The organism is Leifsonia sp. Root227 (assembly GCF_001428745.1).
In the GTDB taxonomy this organism is placed as follows: Bacteria; Actinomycetota; Actinomycetes; order Actinomycetales; family Microbacteriaceae; genus Leifsonia.
In genome coordinates, this window is the sequence record NZ_LMIO01000002.1 from 787,165 (window position 1) to 805,217 (window position 18,053).

Below are 18,053 nucleotides of genomic sequence, written 5' to 3' on the forward strand. Positions count from 1 at the left end.
GGCGGCTGCGCAGAGCGCGGCATCAGGGGACTGTCGGCGTGAGGCGGGATACTGGAGTGTGCCTGTCTACCGTGATGAAGCCGTCGTGCTCCGCACCCACAAACTGGGGGAAGCCGACCGCATCGTCACCATGCTCACACGGCAGCACGGCAAGGTGCGGGCGGTCGCGAAGGGTGTTCGGCGCACCGCATCCAAGTTCGGGTCGCGGCTGGAGCCGTTCATGGTCGCCGACGTGCAGTTGTACGAGGGCCGCAGCCTGGATGTGGTGACGCAGGCCGAGTCGCTGGGCGCGTACGGCGCGCTGATCGCGGACGACTACGCCAGCTACACGGCGGCGAACGCGATGGTCGAGACCGCCGACAGGCTCACCGAGGCGGAGGCGTCGCTGCAGCAGTACCTCCTGCTGGTCGGCGCGCTGCGGTCGCTCTCGAAGCGCGAGCACGGCGCATCCCTCACCCTCGACTCCTATCTGTTGCGGGCGCTGTCGCTCGCCGGGTGGGCGCCGAGCTTCCTCGACTGCTCCCGCTGCGGAACGGCGGGTCCGCACGACCATCTCGTGGTGCAGCTCGGCGGCGTGGTCTGCGACGACTGCGCTCCGCAGGGCGCGCCACGACTGGATGCGCAGACCATCGCGCTGCTCGGCGCCCTGCTCACCGGCGACTGGGCGGCGGCGGACGACACGGACGACAACACGCGGTCGAAGGCGAGCGGCGTGGTCGCCGCGTACACGCAGTGGCACCTGGAACGCGGGCTGCGCTCGCTCCAACATGTACAGCACGAACGGAAAGCGAACGGATGAGCCCCAAGCCATACACGCACAAGGACGCGGTGAAGTTCCGCCCGCTCGACTGGACGGGCGTGTACCCGCCGGCCATCCCGGCCGCCGCCGTGCCGGACCACGTCGCCATCGTGATGGACGGCAACGGCCGCTGGGCGAACGGCAGAGGGCTGACCAGGATCGAGGGTCACAAGGCGGGCGAGGCGTCGCTGCTCGACGTGGTCGCAGGCGCCATCCAGATCGGGGTCAAGCACCTCAGCGTCTACGCGTTCTCCACCGAGAACTGGAAGCGCTCGCCCGACGAAGTGCGCTTCCTGATGGGCTTCAACCGGGATGTGCTGCACCGCCGCCGCGACCAGCTCAACGAGTGGGGCGTCCGGGTGCGCTGGGCGGGGAGGAAGCCGCGGCTCTGGTCGTCGGTGATCAAGGAGCTGCAGTTCGCCGAGAAACTCACGGCGGGAAACGACGTGCTCACCCTGACGATGTGCGTCAACTACGGCGGCCGCACCGAGATCGCGGATGCGGTGCGCAGCATCGCGGAAGACGTGGCGGCGGGCCGGATGAAACCGTCGGCGGTGAGCGAGAAGAGCATCCAGCGTCACCTGTACGCGCCCGACCTGCCGGACGTCGACCTGTTCGTCCGCAGTTCAGGCGAACAGCGCACGAGCAACTTCATGCTCTGGCAGAGCGCATACGCAGAGATGGTCTTCCTCGACACCCTGTGGCCGGACTTCAGCCGCGCCGACCTATGGAACGCGATCGACATCTACGCCAATCGCAACCGCCGCTTCGGCGGGGCGGTGGATGCGCCGGGAATGAAGGCGTGACCGCATCCGTTGCCCCTGGTGTGAGTGAACCCATCAAAATCGACATCTGGTCCGACATCGCCTGCCCGTGGTGCTACATCGGAAAGCGCAAGTTCGAAGCGGGAAGCGGGCTGTTCGCCGGGAGCGGCGACGACCGCGCCGTCGAGGTCGAGTACCACTCGTTCGAGCTCTCGCCGGACACCCCCGTCGACTTCGACGGCAGCGAGATCGACTTCCTGGCCGGGCACAAGGGCATGCAGCCCGAGCAGGTGCATGGCATGCTGGAGCGCGTCACCGGCATCGCGTCCTCGGTCGGCCTCGACTACGACTTTGACGCCCTGAAGCACACCAACACCGTCAAGGCGCACGAGCTCCTGCACTTCGCGAAGGCGAACGGCAAGCAGCTGGAGCTCGCGGAGCGCCTGTTCAAGGCGTACTTCGTCGAGGGCAAGCACGTCGGCCGCATCGAGGATCTTGCCGATCTGGCCGCCGAGGTCGGGCTCGACAGGGCGGCGGCGGTCGCCGCGCTGGAGTCGAACGAGTTCCTCTCGGACGTGCGCGCAGACCAGTCGCTGGCGCAGGAGTACGGCATCCAGGGCGTCCCGTTCTTCGTGATCGACGGCCGCTACGGCGTGTCGGGCGCGCAGGACGCCGCCACGTTCGCGCAGGTGCTCGAGCAGGTCTGGACCGAGCGTGCAGAGGTGACAGCGTGAGCGCGGCGGATGCGGAGACTCCCGCGGCTCTCGCTGCGCCGTCCTTCCCGCTGATCGCGCTCGGCGATGTGAACGCTGCCGCCTGCGAAGGCGACGCGTGCCTGATCCCAGGGGCCGAGGTTCTCGCTACTCCGGGTCGGTGATGTCGGCGACGGTCGCCGCGTAGGCGGCGACCAGCTCGTCTGCGTCAACGAACAGGGAGTAGCCGTGCTCACCGGCGCCCATCGACACCGTGCGGCCGGGGATGGACGCGTCGGCGACGACCGGCCAGGCCGTGCGGCTGCCGAACGGGGTGATGGTGCCGCGTTCGTACCCTGTGGCCTCGAACGCGATCGATGCATCGGGGAGCTGCAGCTTGTTGACGTGGAGCACGGCGCGGAGTTTCGGCCAGGAGATCTTGCGTCCGCCTGGCACGAGTGCGAAGACGAATGTGTCGTCGCTGCGCTTGACCACGAGCGTCTTGACGATGTCGGACGGCGCGATGCCGAGCAGCTGTGCCGCCTCGTCCAGGCTGCGGGCGGCGGGGCGCTCGATCACGCGGATGCTCACGCCTCGGGCCGCTGCGTCCGCCTCGACGCGCGCCCTGCCGCTGTCGGCGTTCGCGTGGCCGGGGTCCGTGGCATGCTCGGTGGCGCTGTCCACAGCCGTCTCTTCGCCCTGATTCTCCACAGCTTCTGGTCGCTCGGTCATGCTGCTCCGCTCTATCTGGGAGAATTGAGGAAATGACTACTACAGCAACGATAAGCCACGCGCCACAGCTGACCATCGGTCCGCTGGCTCTCGACGTGCCCGTCGTGCTGGCGCCGATGGCCGGGATCACGAACACCGCGTTCCGCAGGCTCTGCCGCGAGTTCGGCGCCGGTCTCTACGTGAGCGAGATGATCACCTCGCGCGCCCTCGTCGAGCGCACCCCGGAATCCCTGCGGCTCATCACCCACCACGAGTCGGAGACGCCGCGCTCCATCCAGCTCTACGGGGTCGACCCGAAGACCGTCCGCGAGGCGGTCACCATGCTCGTCGCGGAGGATCGCGCCGACCACATCGACCTCAACTTCGGCTGCCCGGTGCCCAAGGTCACCCGCAAGGGCGGGGGAGCCGCGCTGCCGTGGAAGCTCGGGCTGTTCCGCGAGATCGTGGAGGGAGCAGTGGATGCGGCGGGCAGCATCCCGCTCACGGTCAAGATGCGCAAGGGCATCGACAGCGACCACCTCACCTATCTCGAAGCGGCCAAGGCGGCGGAGGGCGCCGGCGTCGCATCCATCGCCCTGCACGCCAGGACCGCGGCCGAGTTCTACTCCGGGCACGCGGACTGGTCGGCCATCGCGAAGCTCAAAGAGACCATCACCGGCACGCCGGTACTCGGCAACGGAGACATCTGGTCGGCAGCGGACGCCATCCGGATGGTCGAGGAGACGGGCTGTGACGGCGTCGTCGTCGGCCGCGGCTGCCTCGGCCGCCCGTGGCTGTTCGGCGACCTGGCCGCGGCGTTCCGTGCGCGAGCAGGGGAGATCGACGCCGCTGAGGCCGAGCGGGCGCAGGCGCACCCGTCTCTCGGGCAGGTCGCAGCCACGTTCCGCAGGCACGCCGAGCTGCTGGTCGAGTTCTTCGACAGCGAAGAGCGCGGCTGCCGCGACATCCGCAAGCACGTCGCCTGGTACTTCAAGGGCTATCCGGTGGGCGGCGACCTTCGGGCGAGCCTCGCAACGGTGGACACGCTCGCTCACCTGGACGACCTCCTCGCAACGCTCGACTGGGACCAGGAGTACCCGGGAGAGGCAGCGGAGGGTCAGCGCGGCCGAGCGGGAAGCCCGAAGAAGCCTGCGTTGCCGGACGGCTGGCTCGCCAGCCGCGACCTCGACGGTTTCCAGCGGGCAGAGGTCGCCGACGCGGAGGTGCACAACAGTGGTGGATAGTTCGGTCGTTCACGGCCTCGGGCACGACTCCGGTCATGCGCACGGCGACGCTGCCGCGAATTCCGGGGTCACGGGCTCCGGATACAGCGAGCACGATCGCGAGCGCTGGCTGCCGGAACAGCACTCCAGCAGGCGAAGCGACTTCGCCCGCGACAGGGCCCGGCTGCTGCACTCGAGCGCTCTCCGCCGTCTCGCGGCCAAGACGCAGGTGCTCAGCCCGACGGCCGGGCTCGACTTCGCCAGGAACAGGCTGACGCACTCGCTCGAGGTCGCCCAGGTCGGCCGCGAGCTCGCCAACAGCCTCGGGCTCGACCCGGACATCGTCGACACCGCGTGTCTCGCGCACGACATCGGCCACCCGCCGTTCGGGCACAACGGCGAGAGGGCCCTCAACTCCTGGGCAGACGACATCGGCGGCTTCGAGGGCAACGCGCAGACCCTGCGGCTGCTCAGCAGGCTGGAGCCGAAGGTGTTCGGCCGCGACGGGCGCCCGTACGGTCTCAACCTCACCAGGGCCAGCCTCGACGCGAGCTGCAAGTACCCGTGGCCGGACACCTCGTCGGTCGCCGACCCGAGCGGTCGCGCCAAGTTCGGCTTCTACCGCGACGACACCGCCGTGTTCGAGTGGATGCGCGCCGGCGCTCCGGATCGCGTGCGCTGCATCGAGGCCCAGGTGATGGACCTGAGCGACGACATCGCGTACTCGGTGCACGACTTCGAGGATGCGGTGGTCAACGGTTACATCGACGTCGCCGCACTCGGCAGCAGGGTCGACCACGACGACCTGGTGCGCTCGATGTACGACTGGATCGGCGGCGAGTTCAGCCATGACGAGCTGATCGCGGCGTTCGACAGGCTCGACAACCTCGACATCTGGCTCGACGGCTGGGACGGCAGCCGCCGCTCGCAGGCCAGGCTGAAGAACCTGACCAGCCAGCTCATCGGCCGGTTCGCGCACGCCGCCGTGCACGCGACGAAAGAGACCTCAGGCAGCACGAACCTCATCCGGTTCGGCGCGGACGTGGTGGTCCCCGCGCCGATCCAGGCGGAGATCGCGGTGCTCAAGGGCATCGTGGCGACGTTCGTGATGTCGAAGAACACCCGGCAGCCGATCTACGCGCAGCAGCGCCAGATCCTCACGACCCTGGCCGACCTGCTCTACTCTCGCGGCCCGGCAGAGCTCGACCCCGGCTTCGCGGAGGACTGGAAGGACGCGGAGGACGACACGCAGCGCAAGCGCGTGATCGTCGACCAGGTCGCAAGCCTCACCGACCAGTCGGCTCTCAGCTGGTACGAACGGCTGGTGCAGCACTGAGCGGCGCCGATGAGTTCACTCAGCGGGCTTGAAACGCCGACGCCAGTGCAGAATGCTGGAGTTCTCGGCATCGAGAGGAAAAGATGAGCACCCCACCACCCCCGGCGAACGGCGATCAGCCGACGCCAGACGATGCCACCACCCCGGCCACACCTGAGCCGGCGACCCCTCCGCCAGCGCCAGACTCCGCCGCGGGTGCGCCAGGTGCCGAACCGGCTGCGACTCCGGTCAAGCGGACAGCAGCACGCGGAGCGGGGAAGACGCCCGCGTCGGGAACGTCCGCGCCGAAGGTGCGCGCCGCACGCGCGACCACGCCGAAGACGCCCGCCGCTGGTGCTGCTGCGAAGACGCCCGCCGCTGGTGCTGCCACAGCCAGGACGCCCGCCGCTGGTGCTGCCACAGCCAAGACCCCCGCCGCCAAGACGCCCGCCGCACGGACGACGACGCCGAAAGTGCCAGCCGCTGCTCAGACTCCGGCCGCTGGTGCGGCCGCCGCTGCGAAGAAGCCCGCGACGCGCACGCCCGCCGCAGGCAGCGCGGGGTCGGCCACCGAAGCGAAGACCACGCCGACCGCACGCACCAAGCGTGCCGCGGCGAACAAGCCGGCCCCCGCAGCTCCGAACGGGGAGGCTCCGTCGATCATGGACGCCGCGCTCGGCGCGGCGAACCCGATCGGCACCCCTGCCACTGCCGCCACACCGGCTGTGCCCGCCCCTCCAACGGAGGCCGCCGCCGCGTCTACTCCTGCTGCCTCCTCCGCGCCGGCGACCGCTACAGCGACGTCGGCCGCGTCAGCGACGTCCGCCAGTCCTCCGACTCCGGCAGCTCCCGCGACGCCAGCCGCTTCCGCGGCCCAAGCGGGGGACCCTGCGCCTGTCGCCTCAGAACCCACCGCGACGGCGGAGACCGTTCGCCTTCCGGAGAGCGTCGTCGGCGAGCAGGGCATCCAGAGCGGTGCGACGCCGCCCCCGCCTCCCGCACCAGGCGCTCCCACTGCGGCGTACGCAACAGCCGGCCCAGGCGCAGGTGCAGGCGCCTCGCCCACCGGGCACGGGCGCACCGTCTCCGACTTCGCCGACCGGCTCGACGACACGCGGTTCTTCTCGTCGCTGTTCGACTTCACGTTCACCAACTACGTCACCAGGAAGCTCGCTGGGCCCGTCTACGTGGTCGGGCTGGTGCTGATCGGGCTGAGCACGCTGCTGTCGCTCGTCTACAGCCTCACGCTCGCCATCGGAACGCACTCCGTCGTCGGCGCCTTCGTGTTCCTGTTCGGCGTCATCATCACGCTCGTCGGCGCCATGCTGAGCGTGCTGCTCCTCCGGGTCGGGATCGAAGTGTTCGTCGCGATCATCGAGATCGCGCAGAACACCAGGAAGCGCTCGAAGCAGCGCGACTGACCTCCGGCACCCACCTCGAGCACGAGATACCGCGACGCGCGAGAAGAGTCGCCGCGGCTCAGTAGAATCGTTGTATGGCCGGCCGAATTCGACAGAGTGACATCGAAGAGGTCAAAGCCCGCACCAACATCGCCGACATCGTCGGCGACTACGTGAGCCTCAAGTCCGCCGGGGTCGGGTCGCTCAAGGGCCTCTGCCCGTTCCACGACGAGAAGAGCCCGAGCTTCACGGTGCGCTCCGCCGTCGGGCGCTACCACTGCTTCGGCTGCGGTGAGGGCGGCGACGTCTACGAGTTCCTCCAGAAGCTCGACCACGTCTCCTTCACAGAGGCCGTCGAACGTCTCGCCGCGCGCATCGGATATCAGCTGCGCTACGAGGACGGAACGGGCGGGCCGTCCGAGCACGGCAACCGCGCGCGCATCCTCGCCGCCAACGGCGCTGCGGAAGAGTTCTTCCGCAGCAAGCTCGGTTCTCCGGAAGCGAAGATCGGTCGGCGGTTCCTGGGGGAGCGAGGCTTCGACGCCATCGCAGCAGGCCGCTTCGGCGTCGGCTTCGCCCCGAAGAGCTGGGACGAGCTCACCAAGCACCTGCGCGCCAAAGGCTTCAGCACGGAGGAGCTCACCACCGCAGGACTCGTGTCGCAGGGCGATCGCGGCGTGTACGACCGGTTCCGCGGACGACTGATCTGGCCGATCAGGGACGTGACGGGCCAGACCATTGGATTCGGCGCGCGCCGCCTGCTCGACGACGACAAAGGCCCCAAATACCTCAACACCCCGGAGACGCCGGTCTACAAGAAGGCGCAGGTGCTCTACGGGCTCGACCTCGCCAAGCGGGACGTGTCGAAGCTGGACCAGGTGGTCGTGGTCGAGGGATACACCGACGTGATGGCCTGCCACCTCGCCGGCATCACCACCGCCGTCGCCACCTGCGGCACAGCGTTCGGCGTCGACCACATCAAGGTCATCCGGCGCATCATGGGCGACGACAACAGCACAGGCTCCGTCATCTTCACCTTCGACCCGGATGCGGCGGGCCAGAAGGCTGCCACCCGCGCGTTCGGCGAGGAGCAGCGCTTCTCCGCCCAGACCTACGTCGCTGTCGGACCGGACGGCCTCGACCCCTGCGACCTGCGGCTCGCGAAGGGGGACGACGCCGTGCGCAGGATGATCGACGCCAAGAAGCCGATGTTCGAGTTCATGATCCGGCAGGTGGTCGACAAGTACGATCTCGACACCGTCGAAGGCCGTACGGCCGCGATGCGCGGCGGTGCGCCGATCGTCGCGACCATCCGCGACCCGGCATCCCAGAACGGGTACGCCCGCGAGCTCGCCCGGCTCTCCGGCGCCGACCTGCAGGACACGCTGCGCGCGGTGCAGGCTGCGCGCCGCTCCGAACAGGGAGCAGGACAGCGGGCCGGTCAGCGCCAGGGTGCGGGAGCCGACCAGCGCGGCCAGCAGGGCGAGCAGGGTCAGGACGGGACCGCATCCACGGCCGTCGTTCAGCAGGCCGACCTGCGCGATCCGACGCAGCGCACGGAGCGCGAGTCGCTGATGGTGCTGCTGCAGCTTCCCGCAGAGGTCGGGCAGGAGCGGGCGGCGCGCGCCGTGCAGGTGCCGTTCGTGAACCCGACGCACGCCGTCATCAAAGACGCGATCGCCAGCCAGCTCACCACGATGACAGACCCTGGCTGGGTCGACAGGGTGCTCGCGGAGGTGCCGCAGGGCTACGGGCCGACCGTCAACGCCCTCGCCGTCGGCGCCCTCCCGCAGGCAGCGGGAGACGTCTCCCGGTACGCCCGGTCCATCGTGGACGGCCTGATCGACCGCGACCTGCTCCGCGAGAAGGCCGAGCTCACCAACCGGCTGGCACGCACCGATCAGCAGGAGACCGAACTGCGCCGGTCGTTGCAGGTCGCGATGGCGTCGATCGACGCCGAACGGATGCGGTTGCGCGGAGAATAGGGCATTCAAGCACTTTTCGTGTGCGTTGCGCGCAGATGAGCGCAGTTATGTTGCACTAACGTAAAGATCTCGCTACGAAGTGCATTCGGATGCATCTACCGCGCGCATTTCGTGTTAGGACATACCTACGCGATTCGGCACAGCTGCAGATCTCTGCGCGCCGAGTCGGTGACCCCACACCAGGAAGAGGTACTCGGATATGAGATCCGCACACATCAGCGGCAAGCGCCTGCTGGCCGTGTCCGCCGCACTCGCGGCGACGGCCTTGGTGCTCGCCGGCTGCTCAGGGAGCAACAACAACAGCTCCGGCGGCAGCGGTGGAACGTTGACCATCGGCACGACCGACAAGATCACCTCGATCGACCCGGCCGGTTCGTACGACAACGGTTCGTTCGCTGTGATGAACCAGGTTTACCCGTTCCTTCTGAACTCGCCGTACGGCAGCCCGGACGTGAAGCCCGACATCGCGGCGAGCGCCGACTTCACCTCGCCGAACGAGTACACGGTCAAGCTCAAGCCCGGCCTGAAGTTCGCCAACGGCCACGACCTCACCTCCTCGGATGTGAAGTTCACCTTCGACCGTCAGAAGAAGATCAACGACCCGAACGGCCCTGCGTCGCTGCTCGCGAACCTCGACAGCGTCTCGGCTCCCGACAAGACCACGGTCGTGTTCAAGCTGAAGGTCGCCAACGACCAGACCTTCGCGCAGGTGCTCTCCAGCCCCGCCGGCCCGATCGTCGACGAGCAGGTCTTCTCCGCCGACAAGGTGACGCCGGACCAGACCATCGTCAAGGGTCACGCGTTCGCCGGTCAGTACGACATCACGAGCTACGACTTCAACAACCTGATCGCGTACAAGGCCAACCCGAACTATCAGGGTCTCCTCGGCAAGCCGGCCACCGACAAGGTGAACGTCAAGTACTACGCCGAGTCGTCGAACCTCAAGCTCGACATCCAGAAGGGCGCGATCGACGTCGCGTTCCGCAGCCTCACCGCCACGGACGTCGACAGCCTCTCCTCCGACAAGAACGTCAAGGTCGTGAAGGGCCCGGGTGGCGAGATCCGCTACATCGTGTTCAACTTCAACACCATGCCGTACGGTGCGACCACGCCGGAGGCCGACGCGAAGAAGTCGCTCGCCGTCCGTCAGGCCGCTGCCGACCTCGTCGATCGCGCGACCATCGCCAAGCAGGTCTACAAGGACACGTACACCCCGCTCTACTCGTTCGTCCCCGAGGGCCTGACCGGCGCGACCACCGTGCTCAAGGACCTCTACGGTGACGGCAACGGCGGACCGAGCCTCGACAAGGCGAAGGCCGCTCTGCAGGCCGCGGGCGTCAGCACGCCCGTCGCGCTCAACCTCCAGTACAACCCGGACCACTACGGCCCGTCCTCCGGCGACGAGTACGCACTCGTGAAGGAGCAGCTGGAGGCCGGTGGCCTGTTCAAGGTCAACCTGCAGTCGACCGAGTGGGTGCAGTACTCGAAGGACCGCGTTGCCGACGTGTACCCGGCATACCAGCTCGGCTGGTTCCCGGACTACTCGGACGCCGACAACTACCTGTCGCCGTTCTTCATCAAGGACAACTTCCTTGCGAACCACTACGACAACCCGGAGGTCCAGTCCCTCATCGAGCAGCAGCTCGGCGAGACCGACTCGGCCGCCCGCACGAAGCTGATCGAGGAGATCCAGGCCAAGGTCGGGGCCGACCTGTCCACCCTGCCGCTGCTGCAGGGCGCTCAGGTCGCCGTGGTCGGAAAGACGGTGAACGGCGCGGACAAGACGCTCGACCCGTCATTCAAGTTCCGCTACGCTGCCCTCTCCAAGGGCTGATATCAGCAGGCTAGCCAACTAGCCGACCGGGGGCGGTCCGCACGACGCGGGCCGCCCCTCCTCGAACCACCCACGATTGGCTTCCATGACAGCGACTGTCACCGGCCCGGCCGCGCCAGCAGCGCCCGGTCCAGAACGAACCAGGACGAAGCAGCGGCGATCGGGAGGCGGCCTCGGCCGGTACATCCTGGTCCGCGCCCTCCTGATCATCCCGACGATCTTCATCCTCGTCACCCTCGTCTTCTTCCTGATGCGCTCAACCGGCGACCCGATCACCGCGGCGCTCGGAGGGAAGCTGCCTCCCGCGCAGCTGCAGCAGCGCATCCATGAGGCCGGGTACGACCGGCCCCTGATCGTGCAGTACTTCGACTACCTCGGGCAGATCCTGCGCGGCGACTTCGGCACCAGTTTCACCGACCACCAGCCGGTCACGCAGATCCTGCTCACCTATGGTGCGGCGACGCTGGAGCTCGCGTTCTACGCGCTCATCGTCGCCTTCATCGTCGGCATCCCGCTCGGCATGGTGGCCGCGTACTTCCGCGACAAGGGCCAGGACGCGTCCCTCCGCGTGTTCGCGATCCTCTGCTACGCGACGCCGGTGTTCTTCGCCGGTCTGCTGCTCAAGCTGGTGTTCTCGATCTGGCTCAACTGGCTTCCCGTCGCCGGGCGCGCATCCACCAGCTCGGAGCTGGAGATGCAACTGCTGCCCAACAAGACGGGCATCTACCTGATCGACGCGTTCCAGACCGGCGACCCCGCCGTGGTCGCCGACGTGCTCACGCACGCGATCCTGCCCGCCGTCGCGCTCGGCCTGCTCACCGCCGGCGTGTTCCTGCGGCTGGTGCGCACCAACGTCATCGGCACGCTCTCCACCGACTACGTGGATGCGGCCAGGTCGCGCGGCGTCAGCGAGTTCCGGCTGGTGCGCAAGCACGCATACCGGCCGGCCCTCATCCCGATCATCACCGTGATCGGCCTGCAGATCGCGCTCCTCCTCGGCGGCGCGGTGCTGACGGAGACGACGTTCGAGTGGAAGGGCCTTGGCTTCCAGCTCGCGCACTATCTGCAGGCGCGCGACTTCGTCGCCGTGCAGGGCATGGTCGCCCTGCTTGCCGTCGTCGTGGCGCTCACCAACTTCATCGTCGACATCATCGCGGCGCTCATCGACCCGAGAGTGAGGTACTGAGATGGCGAAGCGCAGCATTCTGGACAGGCTCCCCATCGTCCACCAGCTCCGGCAGAGCGTCGGCCTGCAGCGCGGGATGCTCGTGGCGGGCCTCGTGATCACCGGCGTCTTCATCCTGGTCGCGATCTTCGCCCCGCTGATCGCGCCGTACGGCTTCGCCCAGCTGCGCGATGCGAGCGGGCAGTTCGGCTCGCAGCAGCCGCCGAGCGGCGCCCACATCTGGGGAACGACCGTCGGCGGCTACGACGTGTTCTCGCGCACGATCTGGGGAGCGCAGACCGCGATCTCCGTGATCATCGTCGCGGTGATCCTGTCGATCTTCGTCGGCATCTTCCTCGGTCTCGTCTCCGGCTACTTCGGCGGCTGGCTGGACAGGATCCTCGTGGTGGTCTGCGACGCGATCTACGCGTTCCCGTCGCTGCTGCTGGCGATCGTGATGGCCATCGTCATCAGCGGCGGCCAGTCGAACCTGTGGGGCGGCATCCTGGCCGCGGCGATCTCGATCACCGTGGTGTTCATCCCGCAGTACTTCCGCGTCATCCGCGCCGAGGCGGTGCGGATCAAGGCGGAGGCGTACGTCGAGTCTGCGAAGGTGGTCGGCGCGAGCAACAGCCGCATCATGTTCCGGCACGTGCTCCGCAATTCGACCCGCACCCTGCCGCTGATCTTCACGCTCAACTCGTCGGAGGCGATCCTGACGCTCGCGGGACTCGGCTTCCTCGGCTTCGGCATCGAGCCGACCGCCGCAGCGGAGTGGGGCTACGACCTCAACAAGGCGCTGTCGGATGTGACGAGCGGCATCTGGTGGACCGCGGTGTTCCCCGGCGTCGCCATCGTGCTGGTGGTGCTCGGCATCACCCTCGTCGGCGAGAGCCTGAACGACCTGGCCGACCCGAGGCTCCGCGGTCGCCGTGCCGTCGCTCAGGCGGCGGGAACGGTCGCGGAGACTTCCGTCGTCCCCGGTGGAACGCTGGACGCCGGCCCAGGAGGGATCGACGGCCTCGAGGGCGGGGAATCATTCGACGAACACGGAATCGAGGTCAAGCCATGAGCGACGTCGTACAGATCGACAACCTGGTGGTCTCGTTCTCCACCGACGCCGGCGCTGTGAAGGCCGTCGACGATGTGTCCCTGCGGGTCGCCCCTGGCGAGGTGCTCGCCATCGTCGGCGAGTCCGGCAGCGGCAAGACGGTCACGGCCAAGACCATCCTCGGCCTGCTGCCGGAGACCGCCACGGCCTCCGGCGCCGTGATCCTGCGCAGCAAGGACGGCCAGAGCGAGGCGGACGTCATCAGCCTGAGCAAGCGGCAGCTCCGCGAGGTGCGCGGCACGGACGTGGCCATGGTGTTCCAGGAGCCGTCCACCGCGCTCAACCCGGTGTATCCGGTCGGCTGGCAGATCGCGGAGGGCCTGCGCGCCCACAGCAAGATCTCGAAGAAGGCCGCACAGGCGCAGGCGGTCGAGATCCTGCAACGGGTCGGTATCCCGGAGCCGGAGAAGCGGGTCAAGTACTACCCGCACCAGTTCTCCGGCGGCCAGAAGCAGCGCATCGTGATCGCAATGGCGCTCGTTCTGAACCCCGGTCTGATCGTGGCGGACGAGCCGACGACGGCACTGGATGTGACCGTGCAGGCCGAGATCCTCGACCTGCTTCGACGCTGCCGCGACGAGTTCGGCGCCGCCATCGTGCTCATCACGCACAACATGGGCGTCGTCGCCGACCTTGCCGACCGCGTGGCCGTGATGTACCAGGGCAAGCTGGTCGAGGAGGCGGACGCCCGCGCGCTGTTCGCCTCCCCGCAGGCGGATTACACCAAGAGGCTGCTCGCCTCCGTTCCGAAGATCGGGCAGGGACTCTCGTCCACGCAGGACAGGGCTGCGGCGCGGGGCGCCGACTGGGACGACGCTGTTCCCGTTGTGAAGGCGGAGGGGCTGCGCATCCAGTATCCCGGCAGGCTCGGTCGCCCTGGTTTCGTGGCGGTGGACGGCGTCGACTTCGAGATCCGCGCAGGCGAGGTGCTCGGCCTGGTCGGGGAGAGCGGGTCGGGCAAGACCACGATCGGCCGCGCCATCGGCGGGCTCAACCGGGTCACCGGCGGCTCGTTGCGGGTGCTCGGCCACGAGATGAACGGGGTGAAGGAGCGGCAGTTCAAGCCGGTCCGCAGCGACATCGGGTTCGTGTTCCAGGACCCGGCGTCGAGCTTCAACCCGTTGCTGACCATCGCGGACTGCGTGGCGGAGCCGCTCGTCGTGCACGGGCGCGCGTCCAGCCCGGCGGATGCGCGGGGCAGGGTGGACGACCTGCTGGAAGCCGTGCAGCTCCCCAAGAGCTACGGCGACCGGTTCCCGCACGAGCTGAGCGGCGGTCAGCGCCAGCGTGCCAGCCTCGCCAGGGCGCTCGCCCTGGAGCCGACCCTGCTGATCGCCGACGAGCCGACGTCTGCTCTCGACGTCTCCGTGCAGGCGCGCGTGCTCGAGCTCTTCGCCGAATTGCAGAGGGAGTTCGGGTTCGCCGCGCTGTTCATCAGCCACGACCTGGCCGTCGTGGACATCCTGGCCGACCGGATCGCGGTGCTGCATCGCGGGAAGCTGGTCGAGGAGGGGACGGGCGCGCAGGTGCTCGGCAACCCGCAGCAGGCGTACACCCAGCGCCTGCTCGCCTCGCTCCCCGTGCCGGATCCGATCGAACAGGCCGACCGGCGGGAAGCCCTGCGCGCTTTGCGAGCGGAGAGCGCCTAGGGTCGTTGTGTGAGTTCCAACCCCGCGATCGTCGTCAGCGACCTGTCCGTCGAATACCCAGCGCGGGGCCCGAGCGCCTCCTGCGTCGCCCTCCGCGGAATCAACGTCCGCGTGGAGACGGGGGAGGTGCTCGGCGTTCTGGGTGAGACCGGTTCAGGCAAGTCGACGTTGGCGGCGATCCTGGCCGGCCGCGGCCTTCCGCTGCGCGCCTCCGAGCCCGGTCCGCGGATCAGCGGGGGAGACGCGACCGTGCTCGGCACCTCGCTGCGCAAGGCGAAGAAGCGCGATGTCGCAGAGGTCACTTTTCACGTCGGCTATCTGGCACAGGATGCGGCGAACACCCTCGAACCCTCGCTGACCATCTCAGACAACGTGGCCCTGCCGATCTTCGAGCGCGACGAGCACTACAGCAGGCGCGCCGCCGGTGAGCGGGCTGCGACCATGCTCGACACGGTGCACCTGCCGCTCAGCGTGCTGAACAAGTACCCGTACGAGTTGAGCTCAGGGCAGCGTCAGCGCGTCGCGCTCGCCCGCGCGCTGGTGCTCGGCCCGTCCGTGCTCGTCGCCGACGAGCCGACCGCCGGCATCGACGCGACGGTGCGGGACGCTGTGATCGACCTGCTCGCCCAGCTTCGCGACCACGAGGGGTTCTCTGCCGTGCTGGTCAGCCACGATCTGTCCGTGCTCCGCAGGGCGAGCGACAACACCATCGTGCTGCAGGGCGGCCGCGTCGTCGGCTACGGGCCGATCGAGGACGTGCTGGCCGACCCGCAGCATCCCTTCGTCGACGGGCTCGCGAAGGCACTGAAACCACCGCAGCGTCGCACCGAGCGACGCCCGAGACGTTCGGAGAAGAACCGATGACCGCCGACAACACCGCTGCTCCCGCCGCCGTGCGGCAGCACAGAGCCGTCCTCGCCGTCGAGGCGGAGGCTCTGCCAGCAGACGAACGGCCGGAGCCGGGCCCCATCGCCATCATGCCGACAGAGGAGCAGACCTTCGTCGACGCCGTGCACGCCGGCGGAGGCGCGGTCGCAGAGCTCTCAGACGCGACGCGTGGCCTGGTCTGGCTGACCTACCGGGATGCGCGCGGGCTCGCGGAGACGCTGGAAACGCATCCGCAGATCGGCTGGGTGCAGTTGCCGTACGCCGGGGTCGACGCGTTCGCCGACATCCTCGCCGCCGAGGACAGGCCTGGCCTCATCTGGACGAGTGCGAAGGGCGCCTATGCGCAGCCGGTCGCCGAGCATGCCCTCGCCCTCACGCTGGCAATGCTGCGCGTCCTGCCGAAGCGCGTCGTCGCACGCTCCTGGGCCGCCGAGCAGGAGGGCCGCTCGCTGTATGGGCTGCGGGTGGTGATCGTCGGCGCCGGAGGGATCGCGCTGGAGCTGATGAAGCTGCTCGAACCGTTCGGGACGGAGATCACGATCGTCCGCCGCTCCACCGACCCCGTCGCCGGCGCGAGCCGCACCGTGACGGCCGACCGTCTGGCCGAAGTGCTTCCCGACGCCGACGTCGTGGTGATCGCCGCCGCTCTCACCGGAGGCACACGCCACCTGTTCGGTGCGCCGGAGTTCGCGGCGATGAAGGACACCGCATACCTGGTCAACATCGCTCGCGGCGGCCTTGTCGACAGCGACGCCCTCGTGGCCGCCCTCGCCTCCGGCGCGATCGCGGGCGCCGGGATCGACGTGACCGACCCAGAGCCGCTGCCGGATGGGCACCCGCTCTGGGACGAGCCCAACTGCCTCATCACGCCGCACCAGGCGGACACGCCGGAGATGACGGCGCCGCTGCTGGCCGAGCGCATCCGCCTCAATGTGCACGCGTTCCTCGAAGACGGCCGGTTCGTCGGGGTGGTCGATCCGTCGGAAGGCTACTGACGAACCATGCGTCAGCGAGCGACGCGCGCGGGCGTCCCGGCCGATTTTTGCTGGCCGCGGATTCCTTGCTAGAGTAGCTACGCTGATTCAAGCATTCCTCGATAGCTCAATTGGCAGAGCAGCCGGCTGTTAACCGGCAGGTTCTTGGTTCGAGTCCAAGTCGGGGAGCGTTGAACCCCCGAACTTCCCCGGAAGTTCGGGGGTTTCCTCGTTAACCGGAGCGCATATGTCGCGGCGGGCATACACGGCGTGCTGCCGTGTACTCCCGGGGGAGTAGCCGTGAACCTCCCTGCGGCGGTCGTCGCGTTCAGCGCCGCTCGTTAGCATGGACGGATGGCCTGGAGCGCGGATGAGCAAGCACGGCTCGCGCGCGCCGAACGCGGCTGGACCAACCGTCCCCGGCCCCCTGCTGCCCGCTGGTTCCCCGTCGTGGTCGCCGCCCTCATCCAGGTGCCCGGCCTCGTCATCGCCATCCACGACGCCAGACGGGATGCGCTCTCGCTGGCGTTCGTGCTCGTCGCCTTCGCGTCGTCCTTCGTCCTCCTCGCGGCCAGGAAGCATCCCGGTGTCGTCGTCGCGGTGATCGGGGCTCTCTGCGCGCCCGCCATCGCCGTCAGCGCCGGTCCGCCGTTCGCGGCCGTGCCGCTCGCCTTCGCCGTGGTCAGCGCCGTCGTGCGCGGGGCGCGGGTGTGGGCGTGGTGGACCCTCGCAGGGCTCGCCGTGCTCGGGCCGCTCGCGGCGTATCTGCTGAGCGTGCAGCCGACCGCGATCATCCGGCCGCTGATCGTCGCGCTCATCCTGCTGCTGCTGGTCGGCGTCGGCGAGGCGATCCGGAACCGGCGGGAGCGCTACCGCGAGCTGTCTCGGACGATCGCCGCGCGGCGGGAGTCCGCAGCGGAGGCGGAGCGGCTGCGCATCGCGAGGGAGCTGCACGACGTGCTCGCGCACTCGCTCTCTCAGATCAGCGTGCAGGCCGGTGTCGGACTGCATCTGTTCGACTCTCGGCCGGACAAGGCCAGGGAGAGCCTGGAGGCCATCAGGGCGACCAGCGGGCAAGCGCTGGAGGAGGTCAGGGGAGTGCTCGGCTTCCTGCGCTCGGAGGGCGACGGGGCCGCCAGGGCGCCGGAGCCGGACATCGACCGGATCCCTGTGCTGGTGGAGACCTACCGGCGTGCAGGGCTCGAGGTGCGGTACGAGAACACGCTCACCACCGTCCCGGCGCCGGCGATCCAGCTCGCGGTGTACCGGATCGTGCAGGAGTCGCTGACGAACATCGGCAGGCACGCGCAGGCGACGCACGTCTGGATCGCACTCGGCCAGGACGACCGCGAGTACGTCGTCTCCGTCATCGATGACGGTCGCGGCCTGCCGGACGACGACGACCTCGGCGGCGGGATGCTCGGGATGCGCGAGCGCGCCGAGCTGCTCGGTGGCAGGTTCGAGGCGGTCTCCGAGGAGGCGGGGGGAGTCACCGTGACCGCCCGCATCCCGATCAGGACGGCGGGCGCCGCGTGATCCGGGT

15 protein-coding genes and 1 tRNA gene are annotated in these 18,053 nt (G+C 68.8%); 15 read left to right on the forward strand and 1 reads right to left on the reverse strand.

Translation table 11 applies throughout. From position 1 onward, the window contains the following. Positions 1-58 precede the first annotated feature (58 nt). From recO to ASE16_RS08620, 3 genes are read left to right on the forward strand one after another with little or no spacing between them, the layout of a single operon-like run. Entirely contained in the window at positions 59-799 is a 741-nt protein-coding gene (gene recO / locus ASE16_RS08610; RefSeq protein ID WP_055893649.1) for a DNA repair protein RecO, read from the forward strand. Next, entirely contained in the window at positions 796-1,605 is an 810-nt protein-coding gene (locus tag ASE16_RS08615) for an isoprenyl transferase (protein ID WP_055893651.1), read from the forward strand. The genes recO and ASE16_RS08615 overlap by 4 nt, the downstream gene beginning before the upstream one ends. A 20-nt stretch (positions 1,606-1,625) precedes the next feature. Beyond that, positions 1,626-2,297: a DsbA family protein gene (locus tag ASE16_RS08620; protein WP_055893654.1), complete on the forward strand. Its 672-nt coding sequence runs from the start codon at positions 1,626-1,628 to the stop codon at positions 2,295-2,297. Between the two features lie 126 nt (positions 2,298-2,423). Here the strand turns inward: ASE16_RS08620 and ASE16_RS08625 are convergent, their stop codons facing one another. Further along, complete coding sequence (locus tag ASE16_RS08625; RefSeq protein ID WP_082581321.1) at positions 2,424-2,987, reverse strand: aminoacyl-tRNA deacylase; 564 nt, start codon at positions 2,985-2,987, stop codon at positions 2,424-2,426. 32 nt (positions 2,988-3,019) lie between these two features. Between ASE16_RS08625 and dusB the strand changes: the two genes are divergently transcribed. The 12 genes from dusB (at position 3,020) to ASE16_RS08690 (ending at position 18,046) form a co-directional block, all read left to right on the forward strand. After that, positions 3,020-4,210 (forward strand): tRNA dihydrouridine synthase DusB, encoded by a 1,191-nt coding sequence (dusB, locus tag ASE16_RS08630; protein WP_055893657.1) that lies wholly within the window; start codon positions 3,020-3,022, stop codon positions 4,208-4,210. Beyond that, a complete protein-coding gene (locus ASE16_RS08635) occupies positions 4,200-5,525 on the forward strand; it encodes a deoxyguanosinetriphosphate triphosphohydrolase (protein ID WP_268765801.1) in 1,326 nt (441 codons plus the stop codon). Before dusB ends, ASE16_RS08635 begins: the two co-directional genes overlap by 11 nt. An 83-nt stretch (positions 5,526-5,608) precedes the next feature. Next, positions 5,609-6,925: a DUF4282 domain-containing protein gene (locus ASE16_RS19760; protein ID WP_157480223.1), complete on the forward strand. Its 1,317-nt coding sequence runs from the start codon at positions 5,609-5,611 to the stop codon at positions 6,923-6,925. Positions 6,926-6,999: 74 nt separating this feature from the next. Further along, positions 7,000-8,889: a DNA primase gene (dnaG, locus tag ASE16_RS08650; protein ID WP_055893668.1), complete on the forward strand. Its 1,890-nt coding sequence runs from the start codon at positions 7,000-7,002 to the stop codon at positions 8,887-8,889. 199 nt (positions 8,890-9,088) lie between these two features. Then, on the forward strand, positions 9,089-10,723 hold the full coding sequence (locus ASE16_RS08655; protein ID WP_055893671.1) for an ABC transporter substrate-binding protein: 1,635 nt from the start codon (positions 9,089-9,091) through the stop codon (positions 10,721-10,723). A gap of 85 nt (positions 10,724-10,808) precedes the next feature. Next, a complete protein-coding gene (locus ASE16_RS08660; RefSeq protein WP_055893674.1) occupies positions 10,809-11,909 on the forward strand; it encodes an ABC transporter permease in 1,101 nt (366 codons plus the stop codon). Position 11,910: 1 nt separating this feature from the next. Continuing rightward, positions 11,911-12,960, forward strand: a complete 1,050-nt coding sequence (locus tag ASE16_RS08665) for an ABC transporter permease (protein WP_055893677.1) — start codon at positions 11,911-11,913, stop codon at positions 12,958-12,960. Then, positions 12,957-14,648 (forward strand): dipeptide ABC transporter ATP-binding protein, encoded by a 1,692-nt coding sequence (locus ASE16_RS08670; protein WP_055893682.1) that lies wholly within the window; start codon positions 12,957-12,959, stop codon positions 14,646-14,648. Before ASE16_RS08665 ends, ASE16_RS08670 begins: the two co-directional genes overlap by 4 nt. 9 nt (positions 14,649-14,657) lie before the next feature. Continuing rightward, on the forward strand, positions 14,658-15,512 hold the full coding sequence (locus tag ASE16_RS08675) for an ATP-binding cassette domain-containing protein (protein WP_055893686.1): 855 nt from the start codon (positions 14,658-14,660) through the stop codon (positions 15,510-15,512). Then, positions 15,509-16,531: a D-isomer specific 2-hydroxyacid dehydrogenase family protein gene (locus tag ASE16_RS08680; RefSeq protein WP_082581322.1), complete on the forward strand. Its 1,023-nt coding sequence runs from the start codon at positions 15,509-15,511 to the stop codon at positions 16,529-16,531. The genes ASE16_RS08675 and ASE16_RS08680 overlap by 4 nt, the downstream gene beginning before the upstream one ends. 95 nt (positions 16,532-16,626) lie before the next feature. Then, a tRNA-Asn gene (locus tag ASE16_RS08685) sits at positions 16,627-16,699 on the forward strand. A gap of 165 nt (positions 16,700-16,864) precedes the next feature. Further along, the gene (locus tag ASE16_RS08690; RefSeq protein ID WP_055893689.1) at positions 16,865-18,046 is read left to right on the forward strand and encodes a sensor histidine kinase; all 1,182 of its coding nucleotides are present in this window, start codon (positions 16,865-16,867) and stop codon (positions 18,044-18,046) included. The last annotated feature ends 7 nt before the right edge of the window (positions 18,047-18,053 follow it).

Bases quoted from the DNA above. Each gene is read 5' to 3' on its own strand.
- ASE16_RS08615 (WP_055893651.1), top strand. From the start codon at position 796: ATGAGCCCCAAGCCATACACGCACAAGGACGCGGTGAAGTTCCGCCCG.
- ASE16_RS08625 (WP_082581321.1), bottom strand. From the start codon at position 2,987: ATGACCGAGCGACCAGAAGCTGTGGAGAATCAGGGCGAAGAGACGGCT.
- dusB (WP_055893657.1), top strand. From the start codon at position 3,020: ATGACTACTACAGCAACGATAAGCCACGCGCCACAGCTGACCATCGGT.
- ASE16_RS19760 (WP_157480223.1), top strand. From the start codon at position 5,609: ATGAGCACCCCACCACCCCCGGCGAACGGCGATCAGCCGACGCCAGAC.
- dnaG (WP_055893668.1), top strand. From the start codon at position 7,000: ATGGCCGGCCGAATTCGACAGAGTGACATCGAAGAGGTCAAAGCCCGC.
- ASE16_RS08655 (WP_055893671.1), top strand. From the start codon at position 9,089: ATGAGATCCGCACACATCAGCGGCAAGCGCCTGCTGGCCGTGTCCGCC.
- ASE16_RS08660 (WP_055893674.1), top strand. From the start codon at position 10,809: ATGACAGCGACTGTCACCGGCCCGGCCGCGCCAGCAGCGCCCGGTCCA.
- ASE16_RS08665 (WP_055893677.1), top strand. From the start codon at position 11,911: ATGGCGAAGCGCAGCATTCTGGACAGGCTCCCCATCGTCCACCAGCTC.
- ASE16_RS08670 (WP_055893682.1), top strand. From the start codon at position 12,957: ATGAGCGACGTCGTACAGATCGACAACCTGGTGGTCTCGTTCTCCACC.
- ASE16_RS08680 (WP_082581322.1), top strand. From the start codon at position 15,509: ATGACCGCCGACAACACCGCTGCTCCCGCCGCCGTGCGGCAGCACAGA.
- ASE16_RS08690 (WP_055893689.1), top strand. From the start codon at position 16,865: ATGGCCTGGAGCGCGGATGAGCAAGCACGGCTCGCGCGCGCCGAACGC.